General features: G+C 74.4%; 17 protein-coding genes. 6 read left to right on the top strand and 11 right to left on the bottom strand.

Annotation, left to right across the window (positions count from 1 at the left end):
* Positions 1-21: 21 nt before the first annotated feature.
* The 3 genes from Sru01_RS09430 to Sru01_RS09420 all read left to right on the top strand — a co-directional run bounded on the left by Sru01_RS09430 (position 22) and on the right by Sru01_RS09420 (position 1,732).
* Positions 22-870 (top strand): helix-turn-helix domain-containing protein, encoded by an 849-nt coding sequence (locus Sru01_RS09430; RefSeq protein WP_203983533.1) that lies wholly within the window; start codon positions 22-24, stop codon positions 868-870.
* 173 nt (positions 871-1,043) lie between these two features.
* Positions 1,044-1,388 carry a hypothetical protein gene (locus Sru01_RS09425; protein ID WP_203983531.1) on the top strand — a complete coding sequence of 115 codons (345 nt, stop codon included), beginning with the start codon at positions 1,044-1,046 and terminating at the stop codon, positions 1,386-1,388.
* Positions 1,385-1,732 (top strand): hypothetical protein, encoded by a 348-nt coding sequence (locus Sru01_RS09420; protein WP_203983530.1) that lies wholly within the window; start codon positions 1,385-1,387, stop codon positions 1,730-1,732. The genes Sru01_RS09425 and Sru01_RS09420 overlap by 4 nt, the downstream gene beginning before the upstream one ends.
* Before the next feature lie 208 nt (positions 1,733-1,940).
* On the opposite strand, the gene Sru01_RS09415 is transcribed toward Sru01_RS09420, so the two are convergent.
* A complete protein-coding gene (locus tag Sru01_RS09415) occupies positions 1,941-3,716 on the bottom strand; it encodes an ABC transporter ATP-binding protein (protein ID WP_203983529.1) in 1,776 nt (591 codons plus the stop codon).
* Positions 3,713-5,497, bottom strand: coding sequence for an ABC transporter ATP-binding protein (locus tag Sru01_RS09410; protein WP_239137201.1), 1,785 nt, complete (start codon positions 5,495-5,497; stop codon positions 3,713-3,715). The genes Sru01_RS09415 and Sru01_RS09410 overlap by 4 nt, the downstream gene beginning before the upstream one ends.
* Before the next feature lie 182 nt (positions 5,498-5,679).
* Between Sru01_RS09410 and Sru01_RS09405 the strand changes: the two genes are divergently transcribed.
* Both Sru01_RS09405 and Sru01_RS09400 read left to right on the top strand, forming a co-directional pair.
* Complete coding sequence (locus Sru01_RS09405) at positions 5,680-6,312, top strand: TIGR03085 family metal-binding protein (protein ID WP_203983527.1); 633 nt, start codon at positions 5,680-5,682, stop codon at positions 6,310-6,312.
* Between the two features lie 478 nt (positions 6,313-6,790).
* A complete protein-coding gene (locus tag Sru01_RS09400; RefSeq protein WP_203983526.1) occupies positions 6,791-6,952 on the top strand; it encodes a hypothetical protein in 162 nt (53 codons plus the stop codon).
* Between the two features lie 59 nt (positions 6,953-7,011).
* On the opposite strand, the gene Sru01_RS09395 is transcribed toward Sru01_RS09400, so the two are convergent.
* From Sru01_RS09395 to hisD, 9 genes are all read right to left on the bottom strand, one after another.
* Positions 7,012-8,097 (bottom strand): LppU/SCO3897 family protein, encoded by a 1,086-nt coding sequence (locus tag Sru01_RS09395; protein ID WP_203983525.1) that lies wholly within the window; start codon positions 8,095-8,097, stop codon positions 7,012-7,014.
* Positions 8,098-8,254: 157 nt separating this feature from the next.
* The gene (gene hisF, locus Sru01_RS09390; RefSeq protein WP_203983524.1) at positions 8,255-9,025 is read right to left on the bottom strand and encodes an imidazole glycerol phosphate synthase subunit HisF; all 771 of its coding nucleotides are present in this window, start codon (positions 9,023-9,025) and stop codon (positions 8,255-8,257) included.
* A complete protein-coding gene (gene priA / locus Sru01_RS09385; protein ID WP_203983522.1) occupies positions 9,022-9,744 on the bottom strand; it encodes a bifunctional 1-(5-phosphoribosyl)-5-((5-phosphoribosylamino)methylideneamino)imidazole-4-carboxamide isomerase/phosphoribosylanthranilate isomerase PriA in 723 nt (240 codons plus the stop codon). The genes hisF and priA overlap by 4 nt, the downstream gene beginning before the upstream one ends.
* Before the next feature lie 3 nt (positions 9,745-9,747).
* Entirely contained in the window at positions 9,748-10,086 is a 339-nt protein-coding gene (locus tag Sru01_RS09380) for a hypothetical protein (protein ID WP_203983520.1), read from the bottom strand.
* Positions 10,087-10,111: 25 nt separating this feature from the next.
* Positions 10,112-10,744: an imidazole glycerol phosphate synthase subunit HisH gene (hisH, locus tag Sru01_RS09375; RefSeq protein WP_203983518.1), complete on the bottom strand. Its 633-nt coding sequence runs from the start codon at positions 10,742-10,744 to the stop codon at positions 10,112-10,114.
* A complete protein-coding gene (locus tag Sru01_RS09370) occupies positions 10,738-10,893 on the bottom strand; it encodes a CG2302 family histidine operon protein (RefSeq protein WP_203983516.1) in 156 nt (51 codons plus the stop codon). The genes hisH and Sru01_RS09370 overlap by 7 nt, the downstream gene beginning before the upstream one ends.
* The gene (gene hisB, locus Sru01_RS09365; RefSeq protein WP_203983514.1) at positions 10,890-11,498 is read right to left on the bottom strand and encodes an imidazoleglycerol-phosphate dehydratase HisB; all 609 of its coding nucleotides are present in this window, start codon (positions 11,496-11,498) and stop codon (positions 10,890-10,892) included. The genes Sru01_RS09370 and hisB overlap by 4 nt, the downstream gene beginning before the upstream one ends.
* Positions 11,495-12,643 (bottom strand): histidinol-phosphate transaminase, encoded by a 1,149-nt coding sequence (locus tag Sru01_RS09360; protein ID WP_203983512.1) that lies wholly within the window; start codon positions 12,641-12,643, stop codon positions 11,495-11,497. The genes hisB and Sru01_RS09360 overlap by 4 nt, the downstream gene beginning before the upstream one ends.
* Positions 12,640-13,944, bottom strand: a complete 1,305-nt coding sequence (gene hisD, locus Sru01_RS09355; RefSeq protein ID WP_203983511.1) for a histidinol dehydrogenase — start codon at positions 13,942-13,944, stop codon at positions 12,640-12,642. The genes Sru01_RS09360 and hisD overlap by 4 nt, the downstream gene beginning before the upstream one ends.
* A 100-nt stretch (positions 13,945-14,044) precedes the next feature.
* On the opposite strand from hisD, the gene ybaK reads away from it, so the two are divergent.
* Entirely contained in the window at positions 14,045-14,548 is a 504-nt protein-coding gene (gene ybaK / locus Sru01_RS09350; protein ID WP_203983510.1) for a Cys-tRNA(Pro) deacylase, read from the top strand.
* Positions 14,549-14,564: the final 16 nt, after the last annotated feature.

Below are 14,564 nucleotides of genomic sequence, written 5' to 3'. Positions count from 1 at the left end.
GCAACCGAGAAGGTGCCCCCCATGCCCTCGTCGCGCATCACCGAAGCCAAAGGCATCCTCGCGGCCCGCCTGCGCGAGATCCGCAGCGAGGCGAGCCTGACGGGCCGGACCCTGGCGGCCCAGGCGGGATGGCACTACTCCAAGGTCTCCAAGATCGAACATGCCGCGCAGATGCCGAACGAGAACGACATCCGGGTATGGTGCCGCATCTGCGAGGCCGAGGAGTACGTGGTGGACCTCATCGCCGCGGTGCGCAACATCGACTCCATGTACACCGAGTGGCGGCGGCTGGAGAGCACCGGCCTGCGGCACGTGCAGGAGTCGTTCCAGCAGCTCTACCGGGACACCCGGCAGTTCCGGGTGTTCCAGCACTCGGCGGTGCCCGGCCTGCTGCAGACCGAGGCCTACGCCCGCGCGCACCTGCGGGCGGTCATCGACTTCCGCGGCATCCCCGACGACCTCGACGCGGCGGTGGCCGCCCGGCTGGCCCAGCAGGAGGTGCTGCGCGGCGGCGGGCGGCGGTTCATGTTCGTGCTGGGCGAGCAGGCGCTGCGCACGCCGGTCTGCGACGCCGGCGACATGGCGGTCCAGCTCGTCCGGCTGGCCGAGCTCACCACCGGCAGCCCGGCGGTCAGCCTCGGGGTGATCCCCTCGGCGACGCGTCCGCCGATCATGCCTCCGGAGAACTTCTGGATCTACGACGGCGACCAGGTGCGCGTCGACACCGTCCCCGGCCAGTTCCGCATCAAGGCGCCCTCGGACGTCGCGCTGTACGAGAAGGCGTTCACCCGGCTCGCCGAGGCGGCCGTGTACGGGCCGGCCGCGCGCGAGCTCATCGAGGCCGTGCCGAGCCAGGAGCGAGGAACATGAAGCAACTTCATTGATCCGCCACGTCAGCTCGGCCTAGTGTCGCGGGCGACGCACGCCTGGCGGCACGGTCAGCGAGGCCCGTCCCGCCGGGCGGCCACCGGTCGTCCAGACAATGACGAGCAGCCGACGACGAGCCACGCGAACATGGCAGCCGCACCGTGAGGAGCCTTCCCGTGCCCGCCCTCCATGTCGAAGCCGCCCACTTCACCGGACATCGGCCGGCGGCGACCGTCCGGCAGGTCGCCGCCGACCTGCAGGCCCACCTCGCCCGCCGCAACATCCCGTCCTACGTCTACTTCCTGGACGACGGCCACGCCGCGGTGGCGCTGTGGCAAGGGCTGCTCGCCCGGGTCGACGGCCGGGTCATCTGGTGGACCAGCCCGCGCCGCAGCGTCCGGGGCAGGGCACTGCGCACCTTCGCCGTGGCGCCCGCCACCGCCGCCTGCCGGCTGGCCGAGCACTATTCGGCACTGCGCGCCCATCCCCTGCCCGGGCCCGGCGCCGGGACGCCCGGGTGAGCGCGCCCCGCCGCCCCGCCGCCGAGCGCCGGGAGCCGGTCACGGACACCACCGGCCAGGTGACCGTGCCGGCCGTCGCCGCGGCGCATCTGCAGGATCTCGGCGAGCAGCTGCGCGCCCGCGGGCTGCACGTCCGCCTCGGGGACACCGCCGGCGGGCTGCCGCAGCTGATCGTCATCAGCACGGCGGTACCGACGCTTTCGGAGGTCGTCTTCGCCGCCCGCGGCGGCGGCCGCTGGTGGTTCTGGTGGTCCTGGGCCGAGCGCATCGCCCCGGTGGAGGACATGCCGGCGGCGGTCGCGCTGATCTGCCGGGCGCTCACCCCGCGGCGCGCCGGCGGCTGACCGGCGCCGCCGAGCGGTCCGGCCAGGCGCGGTGCCGGTCGGCCGGCGGCGCCGGATCAGACCGCGCCGCGTCAGACCCCGCCGCGTCAGACCGCGCCGCGTCAGGCCGCGCCGCGTCAGGCCGTGACGGATCAGGCCGTGACGGATCGGCCGGCAGCGGATCGGACGGAAGCCGGCCTAGGAGAAGGCCGGCTCAGGACGGCACCGGTCAGGACGTGCGGGCCGCGGACGTCCATGACGCGTACAGGTCGGCGTAGACGCCGTCCCGCGCCACCAGCTCGGCGTGCGGGCCGCGCTGGACGATGCGGCCGTGCTCGAACACCAGCACCTCGTCGGCGGCCTCGGCGGTGGACAGCCGGTGCGCGATGGACACGGCGGTGCGGCCGCGGGTCACCCCGTCCAGGGCGCGGGCCAGCCGCACCTCGGTGGCCGGGTCGACCGCGGAGGTCGCCTCGTCGAGCAGCAGCAGGTCGGGGTCGGCCAGATAGGCGCGGGCCAGCGCGACGAGCTGGCGCTCCCCGGCCGACAGCGACTCCCCGCGCTGGCCGACCGGGGTGTTCAACCCGGCGGGCAGCCCGTCCAGCCAGTCGGTCAGCCCGAGCTCGGTCATCGCCAGCGCGATGTCCTCGTCGCTCGCCGCCGGGCGGCCGTAGCGGATGTTGTCGGCGAGCGACCCGTCGAACAGGAAGCCGTCCTGCGGCACCATGACGACACGCTCGCGCAGCGAGGAGAACCGCACCTGGCGCAGGTCCACCCCGTCGATCAGCACCTGGCCCGCGGTGGGGTCCATCAGCCGGGTGAGCAGCTTGGCGAAGGTCGTCTTACCCGACCCGGTCTCGCCGACCACCGCGATCCGGGTACGCGGCGCGATGTCCACCGACACCCCGTGCAGCACCGGCGGCCCGCCGGGGTAGGCGAAGCCGACATCGCGGAAGGAGACCGTGATCGGCCCGCGCGGCAGCACCTGACCGGCCGGTCCCGGATCGGCCACGTCGGCGGGCGTGTCGAGCACGCCCAGCACCCGCCGCCAGCCGGCGACGGCGTTCTGCGCGTCGTTGAGCACCTCGGTGGCCGTCTGCAGCGGGCTGATGAACAGGGTGATCAGGAACAGGAACGCGATCAACCGGCCGGCGGAGATCTCGCCGGCCACGCCGAGCCGCACCCCGAGCAGCACCACGCCGGCGATCGCCACCGCGCCGACCAGCTCGGTGGTGGGGAAGGTGAACGCGATGATCTTCTGGGCCCGGGTCTGCGACCGCTGGTGGGCGTGCACGGCCGCGTCGATGCGCCGCGCGGTGCGCTCCTCCGAGCCGTAGGCGCGGATGACGGCGCTGCCGACCACCGACTCGCTGATCGCGGCGAGCATGTCGCCGGCGCGCTCGCGGACGTCGGTGTAGGCGCGGGCGACCCAGCGCTGGAAACGCGGCAGCACGATGACCAGCGGCAGGAAGCAGCCCCACACCACCAGCGCGAGCTGCCAGGAGTAGACGGCCATCAGCACGCCCGCGATCAGCAGCTGCCCCACCGAGACGATCACCATCAGCCCGCCCCACTGCATGAACGTGCTGATCTGGTCGACGTCACCGGTGACCCGGGAGACCAGCGCGCCGCGCCGTTCGGTGTTCTGGGTGAGCACCGACAGGTCGTGGACGTGGCGGAACCCCTTGCCGCGTAGCGTCGCCAGCCCGGACTCGGTGGAACGGTAGAGGCGGACGTTCATCAGGTAACCGCACACCGCGGTCAGCACCACGGCGGCGGCGCACCACAGCACCGCGGTCCTGATGAACGGCAGGTCGGGCGCGGAACCCTTCAGGCCGCGGTCGACGACCTGCTGCACCGCGATCGGGACGATCACCTTGCCCACGGTGGCGAGCGCCGCCAGCAGCAGCGTCACCGGCAGGCCGGCGCGGAACTCCGGCGACAGCGCCAGCCCGGTGCGCAGCGTCGCGATGGCCGAGCGTTCCTCGACGCGCAGCGATGTCATGCCACCACTTCCTCACCGGCGTCGAGCGACGCCCGCTCGGCCTCCTCGCGCTCGTAGGCGGTGACCAGGTCGCGGTAGCCCCGGCACCGAGTGAGCAGCTCGTCATGGGTGCCGCGGTCGACCACCCGCCCGTGCTCCAGGTAGACCACCTCGTCGGCCAGCGCGATCGTGGCCATCCGGTAGGCGACCACGACGACCGTCGACTCCGGCGACCCCTCGCGCAGCCCGCGCAGGATCCTGCTCTCGACCTGGGCGTCCACGCTGGAGGTGGCGTCGTCCAGGATGAGCATCCGGGGGGTGCGCACCAGCGCCCTGGCCAGCGCCAGCCGTTGCCGCTGGCCGCCCGACAGCGTCGCGCCGCGCTCGCCGATCCGGGTGTCCAGCCCGCGGGGCAGGGCGCTGACGAACCCCTCCGCCTGCGCCAGGCGCAGCGCCGCCCAGATCCGCTCGTCCGGCACCGGGTCGCGGGTGCCCAGCGCGAGGTTGCCGCGCACGGTGTCGTCGAACAGGAAGGTCTGCTGCGGCACCAGCGACGCGGCGGCGCTGACCTCGCCCTGTGCCGCCTCGCGCAGGTCGGTGCCGTCCAGCAGCACCTGCCCGCGGTCGGGGTCGATCAGCCGGACCATCAGCTGGGTGAGGGTCGACTTGCCGGCGCCGGTCGGGCCGACCAGCGCGAGGGTGCGTCCGGGACGCACGGTGAAGGTCACCCCGGCCAGCACGGGGGTGTCCGGGACGTGGGCGTAGGTCAGGTCGCGGACCTCCAGCGTGGCGGGCCCGGTCCCGGCGAGCCGGGCGGTGCCGTACTCCATGGACCCCGAGGCGGTGAGCACGGCCCGCACCCGCGACCAGCCGGCGGCGCTGCGCGGCAGCTCGGCGAGGACCCAGCCGAGGGCGCGGATCGGCCAGGCCAGCAGCGTGAACAGGTAGGCGACCTGGATCAGCTCGCCGGGGGTGACGTCACCGCCCGCCAGGCGCAGCGAGCCGACCAGCAGCACCGCCAGGACGCCGAGCGTGGGCAGCGCCTCCAGCAGCGGGTCGAACAGCCCGCGGATGCGGCCCACGGTGATGTTGGCGTCGCGCAGCGCGTCGGCCCGGGTCTGGAAGCGCGCCGCCTCGGCGTCCTCCCGGCCGAGGGTCTTGACGACCAGCGCGCCGTCGAAGCTCTCGTGGGCGATCTCGCTCACCTCGGCGCGCAACTGCTGGGCCCGCATCATCCGGGGCGACAGCCGGCGCTGGTAGACGAAGTTGAGCGCGGCGATGGCCGGGAAGACCAGGAAACCGACCAGGGCCAGCACCGGGTCGACCAGCAGGATGGCCCCCGCCGCGACCACCAGCATGACCACCACGCCGATGGCCATCGGCAGCGGGGCGAGCGGGGCCCAGGCGGCCTCGGCGTCGGAGCTGGCGTTGGACAGCAGCTGGCCGGTCGGATGCCGGTGGTGCCAGGCCAGCGGAAGCCGCAGGTACTGGCGGGAGACCTCCCGGCGGGAGCGGGCCTGCATGCGGTACTGCATGATGCCGGCCAGCACCCGCCGGCCGATCACCCCGAGCGCCTTCACCAGGGCGACGCCCACGATCAGCAGCGCCGCGACCGCCAGGGTGCCCTGCGTGGCGCGCCCGGTGCGGAACGCCGGCAGCACGGCGTGCTCGGTGGCCCAGCCCAGCGCCCACGACGAACCGACGGTCATCACGCCGTAGACCGCGCTGGCCAGCACGGCTCCGGTGAAGACCCCCGGCTCGGTCCTGATCGCGTAGGCCAGGACGCCGAGGCCCTGCCGCATGACGGACGGACGTTGATCGGGCTCGCTCGGCACGCGGGGGATCCTCTCCGGCAGGGGACGTGGGACGCGGCTTTCCGCCTTCATCCCTATCATCGGCCGCAACGGGTTTATTCCCGCCCATGCCCGGGTCATCGGTGCGGCCCCGCCTGGCCGGCCCGGGGGCGCCTTGTAGGCTGATCAGGGTGAATCACGCCCGCGCCGAGCGCGCCGCCCTGTGTGACCTGCTGGACCGCCTCGGTCCGGACGCTCCGACGCTGTGCGAGGGGTGGGACACCGCCGACCTGGCCGCCCATCTGGTGCTGCGCGAGCACCGCCCGGACGCCGCTGGCGGGATCGCGATCAAGCCGCTGGCCGGGTACACCGCCGCGGTGCAGCGCCGGCTCAAGGAGCGCGGCTTCGCCGAGTTGGTCGCCCAGGTGCGGCAGGGGCCGCCGCGGTTCTCCCCCTACGGCCTGCTGCCGGGGCTGGACGCCGCCGCCAACACCCTGGAGTTCTTCGTGCACCACGAGGACGTGCGGCGCGCCGAACCGGGATGGCGGCCGCGGGAGCTGCCGGCCGACCTGCAGGAGCTGTTCTGGCGGCGGCTGTCGGCCGGTGCCCGGCTGCTGCTGCGCCGATCCCCGGTCGGCGTGGTGCTGCGGCACCCGGACGGGCGCAAGATCGGCGGACGGCGGGCCGAGCCGCACGTGATCGTCACCGGCGAGCCGGCCGAGTTGCTGCTGTTCGTCTTCGGCCGCCAGGACCACGCGGAGGTCTCCTTCGAGGGCGACCCGGCCGCCGTCGAGCGGCTGCGCGGCGCCTCCCTCGGCCTGTAGTCCGGGCCGCCGGGCACGACCGGCGCGGCACTCCGGCCGCCGGCGACGCCGGGCGCCCACCGCCTCCCCGGCCGCCTGACGAGCCGCCCGGGGTGCACGCCGGCCGCGCTCACCGGCCCGCGCCGTCCGCCGGCCCCCCGGGGATCACCGCTGTCTGGCCGCGAAGAACCTGCACTTCGCGTACGTCCACCACCCGGGTGGCCGGTACTCGGCGTTCCAGTGGACGGAACTGTCGATGTTCGTGGCTCTCGCACTGCTGCCGGCCGGGTTCGGAGGCTGCCGGCTCCGGCGCCGCGTCTAGCCCCATGGCCATGCCCCGGTGGCCGGCCGCACGCCCTCAGCCGCCAGATCCCCGATATTTCCGGACATAGCGGGTGAGCGCGGGTAGCATCATGCCGGTCGAGGGATGGGCTCATTCCGGTGATCCGGCCGGCCCGTTACCCGGTGACCGGCAGCGGGACCGCGAGGGAGGCGTCCGATGAAGACACAGAAAATACTGCTCTACCTGGCCGTCGCCTTCGCCGCCTTCTACCTGTTCTCCCGGCCCGCCGAGGCCGCGTCCGCGGTCCGCGGCATGATGGACGGCATCAGCACCGGCGCCGGGCGGCTCGCCCAGTTCTTCTCGCACCTGTTCGCCTGAGCCGCCGGGCCGGCGGAAGGCGGCGTCGTCCGGCCGCGGACCGGCGCCGCCCGCCGGGGTCAGCCCTTCTTGGTGGGCACCAGGCACAGGACGTAGCCGGTACCGCCGTTACGCCTGCCCTCCCAGTAGGCCGAGGTGACCTTGGAGCTGCGGCACATGCTGAGCTCCTTGTCCGCGTCGAACTGGGCCTCGGTCTTGCCGTCGACCTTCTGGGCCACCTTCCACTCCGCGGTGGCGTCGGCGCACTCGACCACCTTCAGGGTGTCCTTGGTCTGGCCGGCCAGGCAGTCGCCCACGGCGGCGATGCGCGGCGCGCCGGTGACCTGGTCGCCGACCGCGTGCACCCCCTCGCGGACCGCGAAGACGCCACCGAACTTGATCGCCGCGATCGCCACGAAGACGCCGACCGCGCCGAGCGCTCCGAGGATCTTGCTCTTGCCCTTGGACTTCGGCGCCGCGGCGGTCTGGTCGCCGGCCGGCCACGGGCCCGCCGCGTCCTGCTGCCGGGCGAACGGGTCCTGCGCCGGACCCGCCGCACCCTGCTGCTGGTAGGGGTCGCTCGACGCGCCCGGCGGGTACTGGCCCTGCTGCGGCCCGCCGTACTGCTGCCCGGCGTATCCCTGCTGGCCGGCGTATCCCTGCTGACCAGCGTGCACCGGCTCCTGGCCGTACCCGCCCGGGCCGGCGTAGGCGTCCTGCGGCCGGCCGGCGGCCGGGTACCCGTCCTGGCCGTAAGCCTGGTCGCCCTGGCCATGGCCCTGGCCGGCGCCGGGGCCGTACGGTGCGCCGTACTGCTGCCCGCCGTATCCCTGCCCGCCGTATCCCTGGCCGCCGTGACCCTGGCCATGGCCCTGGGCTTGGTGGCCCTGGTCGTACCCCTGGGCCCCGTGCCCCTGACCGTAGCCCGGGGCCTCGTAGCCCTGGCCGGATCCCTGGGACCCGTACCCCTGGGCGGCGTGCTGCCGCGCGCCACCCTGGCCGTACCCGTCCTGGCCGGCCGGGTACCGGTAGGTGTCCTGGCCGGACCCGCCGGAAGCGCGGCCGTAGGGGTCGTGCCCCTGCCCGGGGCTCGGGTAGCCGGCCGGCGGGTGCCCCTCACCGGAGTAGGGGGAACCCGGGTGCGGGCCACTGGGTGGAGTAGTCACGCGCAGATCCTCGATCTCAACGACACGATGCGGAACCCGCATGACCGTAGCGGATCATCGGACGCGCTGGGATCACATTTCACATTCTGAACGCGTTTACCACGTTACAACGCGGGTAAAGCCTAAAGTCGCGCTTATCCAGGCGGAGCCGTCCGGCTCAGCGCACCGGATGCCCCGCCAGCCGCAGCGTCTCCTTCACCTCGCCGATCTTCAGCTGCCCGAAGTGGAAGACGCTCGCCGCGAGCACCGCGTCCGCGCCCGCCGCCACCGCCGGCGGGAAGTCCTCCAGCCGCCCCGCCCCGCCGCTGGCGATCACCGGCACGGTGACCGCCGCCCGGACCGCGCGGAGCATCGCGAGGTCGTAGCCGTCGCGGGTGCCGTCGGCGTCCATGGAGTTGAGCAGGATCTCCCCCACGCCCAGGTCCTGGCCACGTCGCGCCCACTCCACCGCGTCGATGCCGGTGCCGCGCCGCCCGCCGTGCGTGGTCACCTCGAACCCCGACGGGGTGGGCGGCCCGTCCACCACCCGCCGCGCGTCCACCGACAGCACCACGCACTGGGCACCGAACCGGCGGGACGCCTCGGTCAGCAGCTCGGGCCGGTCGATCGCCGCGGTGTTCAGCGAGACCTTGTCCGCGCCCGCCCGCAGCAGCCGGTCCACGTCGGCGACCGAACGCACCCCGCCGCCCACGGTCAGCGGGATGAACACCTCCTCCGCGGTGCGGCGCACCACGTCCAGCATGGTGGCCCGGTCGCCCGAGGAGGCGGTGATGTCCAGGAACGTCAGCTCGTCGGCGCCCTCGGCGTCGTAGCGGCGGGCCAGCTCGACCGGGTCGCCCGCGTCCCGCAGGTTCTCGAAGTTCACCCCCTTGACCACCCGCCCGGCGTCCACGTCCAGGCAGGGGATCACCCGCACCGCGACGGTCATGCCCGCACCGCCGCCAGCGCCTCCGGAAGGGTGAACGCCTGGGCGTACAGCGCCTTGCCGACGATGGCGCCCTCCACCCCGTCGGGAACCAGCGTGGCGAGCGCGCGCAGGTCGTCCAGCGAGGACACCCCGCCGCTGGCGATCACCGGGCGGTCGGTGCGCGCGCACACCTGGCGCAGCAGGTCGAGGTTCGGCCCGCGCAGCGTGCCGTCCTTGGTGACGTCGGTGACCACGTACCTCGGGCAGCCGTCCGCCTCCAGCCGGTCCAGCACCTCCCACAGGTCGCCGCCCTCCTTGGTCCACCCGCGGGCGGCCAGGGTGGTGCCGCGCACGTCCAGGCCCACCGCGATCCGGTCGCCGTGCTCGGCGATGATCTTGGAACACCAGGCCGGGTCCTCCAGGGCGGCGGTGCCGATGTTGACCCGCCGGCAGCCGGTGGCCAGGGCCGCCGCCAGCGAGGCGTCGTCGCGGATGCCGCCGGACAGCTCGACCTGCACGTCGAGCGCGCCGACCACCGACGCCAGCAGTTCGCGGTTGGAGCCGCGGCCGAACGCGGCGTCCAGGTCGACCAGGTGGATCCACTCGGCGCCCGCCGACTGCCAGGCCAGCGCGGCGGCCAGCGGGTCGCCGTAGGAGGTCTCCGTACCGGCCTCCCCCTGGACCAGGCGCACCGCCTGGCCGTCCGCCACGTCCACGGCGGGCAACAGCACCAGCGACATCGTTCACGACCTCCGGTCGAATACCACGGTGACCAGCACCGGGAGCAGCAACAGGGACAACACCAGGACGCCGGCGCGGGCCGCCCATCCCGGCAGCAGCAGCCAGGCCAGCGCCTGGAGCAGTACGAAGAGCACGGCCATCACGGCGTTCTGCGCGCGCCGGCGCCGGGCGAGCACCCCGCCCTGGCGGGCCACCCGGACCGGGCGGGGAACCAGGGCGGCCAGCCGGGCGCGCCGGCCCCGCCACCGGGCGCGCCGCGCCTCGCGCTCGGCCCGCAGCGCGGCCTGGCGGGCCTGCTCGGCCTCGCGCGCGGCGCGGCGGCGGGCCCGTTCCTTGCTCATTCCGATGCCCGGGAACCGCGCGGGCTCACAGCGTGCCGGCCCAGTTGGACAGCAGCGCCGCGCCGGCGTCGCCGGACTTCTCCGGGTGGAACTGGGTCGCCATCAGCGGGCCGTTCTCCACCGCCGCGACGAACGGCACGCCGTGCTCGCCCCAGGTGACCAGCGGGGCGGTCAGGCCGCCGTCGGTGCGCAGGGTGAAGTCGCGCACGCCGTAGGAGTGCACGAAGTAGAACCGGGTGCCGGGGTCCATCCCGGCGAACAGCACCGACTCCCGGGGGGCCCGCAGGGTGTTCCACCCCATGTGCGGCAGCACCGGCGCCTCCAGGCGCTCGACCACCCCCGGCCACTCGCCGCACCCCTCGGTGCGCTCACCGTGCTCGACCCCCTCGGCGAAGAGGATCTGCATGCCGACGCAGATGCCGAGCACCGGGCGGCCGCCCGCCAGCCGGCGTCCGATGATCTGCTCGCCGCGCACCGCGCGCAGCCCGGCCATGCAGGCCGAGAACGCGCCGACACCCGGTACCACCAGCCCGTCGGCCTCCAGCGCCGCGTCGAAGTCGGCGGTCACCGTCACCTCGGCGCCGGTGCGGGCCAGGGCCCGCTCGGCCGAGCGCAGGTTGCCCGATCCGTAGTCCAGGACCACGACCTTCTTCACCACCACATCACCCCCGCGGTGACGGCGAGCGCGGCGCCCACGCCCAGCACGACGGCGCCGATCTTGATGCCCTGGCGGAGGAAGGACACGACCCCGCCGGCCATGAACAGGCCGAGGAAGACCATCGCGACCGCGGTCCAGTTGGAGCTCACAGCACCCCCTTGGTGCTGGGCACCCCGACCGCGCGCGGGTCGCGCTCGGTGGCGGCGCGCAGCGCCCGGGCCAGCGCCTTGAACTGCGCCTCCACGATGTGGTGGGCGTTGCGCCCGTAGGGCACCCGCACATGCAGGCAGACCGCCGCCTGGGCGACGAACGACTCCAGGATGTGCCGGGTGAGCGTGGTGTCGTAGTCGGGCCCGATCATCGGCGCCATGCCCTCGGGCTCGGTGTGCACCAGGTAGGGGCGGCCGGACAGGTCGACGGTGACCTCGGCCAGCGACTCGTCCAGCGGGCACGCCGCGCTGCCGAACCGCCGGATGCCGGACTTGTCGCCCAGCGCCTCCCGGAAGGCGGCGCCGAGCGCCAGCGCGGTGTCCTCGATGGTGTGGTGGGAGTCGATGTGCAGGTCACCGTCGGTCTTCACCCGCAGGTCGAACAGGCCGTGCTTGCCGAGCTGGGCCAGCATGTGGTCGAAGAACCCGACCCCGGTGGCGATGTCGATCTGCCCGGTGCCGTCCAGGTCGACCTCGACCAGCACCGAGGTCTCCTTGGTGGCCCGCTCGACGCGGCCGGTGCGCGGGCGCGCGGGAGTGGTCACGGGGTCTCCTCCTCCTGGTCGCGCCCGGCGGTCGCCAGGGACGCGGGGGTCACATCGGGGCCGGCGAGCACGCCGGACAGCGCGTCGCGGAACGCCGCCATCTCCTCGGGCGTGCCGACCGAGACGCGCAGCCACTCCGGCGGGCCGACCTCGCGGACCAGCACGCCGCGATCCAGCATCCCCTGCCAGACCGCGTGCCGGTCGGGGAACCGGCCGAACAGCACGAAGTTGGCGTCGGAGTCGGCGACCGCCAGACCACGCCCGCGCAGCCAGGCCACGCAGGCGTCGCGTTCGGCACGCAGCCGGTCGACGTACCCCAGCAGCTCGGCGCGGTGCGCCAGCGCCACCCGCGCCGCCGCCTGGGTGAGCGTCGACAGGTGGTACGGCAGCCGGACCAGCAGCAGCGCCTCGATCACCGCCGGGTCGGCGGCCAGGTAGCCCAGCCGGGTGCCGGCCATCGCGAACGCCTTGGACATGGTACGGGTGACGATCAGCCGCGGGTTGCCCGGCAGCAGTTCCAGGGCGCTGGGCGTGCCGGCCCGGGCGAACTCGAAGTACGCCTCGTCCACCACCACCATGCCGGGCGCCGCGGCGACCAGCCGCCGGACCACCTCCGGCGGCAGCGCGGTACCGGTCGGGTTGTTCGGGCTGGTCAGGAACACGATGTCCGGCCGGTGCTCCTCGATCGCCGCCACGGCCTTCTCCGGATCGATGCCGAAGTCGTCCTCCCGGGCGCCGGCGACCCAGCGGGTGGCCGCGCCGGTGGTGATGATCGGGTGCATGGAGTACGACGGCTCGAAGCCCATCGCCGAGCGGCCCGGACCGCCGAATGCCTGCAGGATCTGCTGGAGCACCTCGTTGGACCCGTTGGCCGCCCAGACACGCTCGGCGGTCAGGCCGTGCCTGAGGTGGGCGGCCAGCTCCGCCCGCAGCGCCGTGGCGTCGCGGTCGGGGTAGCGGTTGAGGGTGCCGCCGGCACCGCGCACCGCCTCGGCCAGGTCGGCGGCCAGCGCCGCCGACGGCGGGTAGGGGTTCTCGTTGGTGTTCAGCCGGACCGGCACGTCGATCTGCGGCGCCCCGTACGGGGTGCGGCCGCGCAGGTCGTCGCGGATCGGCAGGTCGGCCAGGGTGATCCGGGCGGTCATCGCGACCGCTCCTCGAACCGGGCGCGCACCGCGGCGCCGTGCGCGGGGAGGTCCTCGGCCTCCGACAGCGCGTAGACGTGCGGGGCGGCCTCGGCCAGCGCGTCGCGAGTGTAGTCGACGACGTGGATGCCGCGCAGGAAGGCCTGCACCGAAAGCCCCGAGGAGTGGCAGGCGCAGCCGCCGGTGGGCAGCACGTGGTTGGAACCGGCCAGGTAGTCGCCCAGCGAGACGGGCGCGTACGGGCCGATGAAGATCGCGCCCGCGTTGCGGACCCGCGCGGCGACCTCGTGGGCCCCGGCGGTCTGGATCTCCAGGTGCTCGGCGGCGTAGGCGTCGACCACCGCCAGACCCGCGTCCAGGTCGGACACCAGCACGATGCCCGACTGGCGGCCGGCCAGGGCCTCGGCGATGCGCCCCGCGTGCCGGGTCGCGGCCACCTGCCCGGGCAGTTCCTTCTCCACGGCCTCGGCGAGCGCCTCGCTCGGCGTGACCAGCACCGCGGCGGCGATGACGTCGTGCTCGGCCTGGCTGATCAGGTCGGCGGCCACGTGCGCCGGGTCGGCGGTGTCGTCGGCGAGCACGGCGATCTCGGTGGGGCCGGCCTCGGAGTCGATGCCGATGCGCCCCTTGAGCAGCCGCTTGGCCGCGGCCACGTAGACGTTGCCCGGCCCGGTCACCATGGTGGCGGGCGGGCACTCCTCGGTGCCGTAGGCGAACATGGCGACCGCCTGGGCACCGCCCACGGCGTACACCTCCTCCACCCCGAGCATCGCGCACGCGGCCAGGATCGTGGGGTGCGGCAGCCCGCCGTGGTCGGCCTGCGGCGGGGAGGTCACCGCCAGGGACGGCACGCCGGCCTCCTGCGCGGGCACCACGTTCATCACCACGCTGGAGGGGTAGACGGCCCGCCCGCCCGGGACGTACAGGCCCACCCGGTCGACCGGCACCCACCGCTCGGTGACCGTGCCGCCGGGCACGACCTGGGTGACGGTGTCGGTGCGCCGCTGGTCGCGGTGGACCAGCCGGGCGCGGCGGATCGACTCCGCCAGCGCGGCGCGCACCGCCGGGTCGAGCCCGGCCAGCGCCGCCTCCAGCGCCGCGGCCGGGACCCGGGTGGTGGCCAGCTCGACGCCGTCCAGCCGCGCGGTCAGCTCCCGCACGGCCGCCACTCCCCTATGGCGCACGTCGTCGCACAGCGGCCGCACCCTGGACAGGGCGGCCTCGACGTCGAGCTCGGCGCGGGGCAGCACGTCGCGCAGGTCCTCCGGGAGTGACCCGCGCAGGTCGATACGGGATATCACCGGTCCAGTCTACGGAGGGTGGCGGCCCGGACCGGTCTTCGTCCGGCATCCGGACACCACCTTTACGTTGTAGATTTTTGTTCGGCGCTAAGCTGGCGCGGTGAGCAAGGCGAAGAGCAAGGGCGCGCAGGGCACGCCCGCCACCGTCGCACTGGCCAAGGCGGACGTCCCCTACACCCTGCACCCCTACGACCACGACCCCACCGCCCAGGCCTACGGCGAGGAGGCCGCCGACGCGCTCGGCGTGCCGCGCGAGCGGATCTTCAAGACCCTGGTCGCCGAGGTCGACGGCGGCCTGGCGGTCGCGGTGGTGCCGGTCGCCGGCAAGCTGGACCTCAAGGCGCTGGCGGCGGCGCTCGGCGCCGGCCGGCGCGCGGTGCTGGCCGACGCCGCCAAGGTGGAGCGGGTCACCGGCTACGTGGTCGGCGGCATCAGCCCGCTCGGCCAGCGGCGCGCGCTGCCCACCGTGGTCGACTCCACGGCCCTGGAGTTCGAGACGATCTTCTTCTCCGCCGGCCGGCGCGGGCTGCAGATCGAGACCGCCCCGGCCGGGCTGGTCCGGCTCACCAGGGCCGTCACCGCGTCCATCGGCACGGGCGCCTGACCGCGCTTGGCAACCC

This window comes from Sphaerisporangium rufum, assembly GCF_016863395.1.
In the GTDB taxonomy this organism is placed as follows: domain Bacteria; phylum Actinomycetota; class Actinomycetes; order Streptosporangiales; family Streptosporangiaceae; genus Sphaerisporangium; species Sphaerisporangium rufum.
This window is presented reverse-complemented; position numbering and strand designations above follow the sequence as displayed.

What these genes read in the sequence shown, in the direction of transcription:
- Sru01_RS09430 (WP_203983533.1), top strand. Translation starts at nt 22, where the DNA reads ATGCCCTCGTCGCGCATCACCGAAGCCAAAGGCATCCTCGCGGCCCGC.
- Sru01_RS09415 (WP_203983529.1), bottom strand. Translation starts at nt 3,716, where the DNA reads ATGACATCGCTGCGCGTCGAGGAACGCTCGGCCATCGCGACGCTGCGC.
- Sru01_RS09410 (WP_239137201.1), bottom strand. Translation starts at nt 5,497, where the DNA reads ATGCGGCAGGGCCTCGGCGTCCTGGCCTACGCGATCAGGACCGAGCCG.
- Sru01_RS09400 (WP_203983526.1), top strand. Translation starts at nt 6,791, where the DNA reads ATGAAGACACAGAAAATACTGCTCTACCTGGCCGTCGCCTTCGCCGCC.
- hisF (WP_203983524.1), bottom strand. Translation starts at nt 9,025, where the DNA reads ATGACCGTCGCGGTGCGGGTGATCCCCTGCCTGGACGTGGACGCCGGG.
- priA (WP_203983522.1), bottom strand. Translation starts at nt 9,744, where the DNA reads ATGTCGCTGGTGCTGTTGCCCGCCGTGGACGTGGCGGACGGCCAGGCG.
- Sru01_RS09380 (WP_203983520.1), bottom strand. Translation starts at nt 10,086, where the DNA reads ATGAGCAAGGAACGGGCCCGCCGCCGCGCCGCGCGCGAGGCCGAGCAG.
- Sru01_RS09360 (WP_203983512.1), bottom strand. Translation starts at nt 12,643, where the DNA reads ATGACCGCCCGGATCACCCTGGCCGACCTGCCGATCCGCGACGACCTG.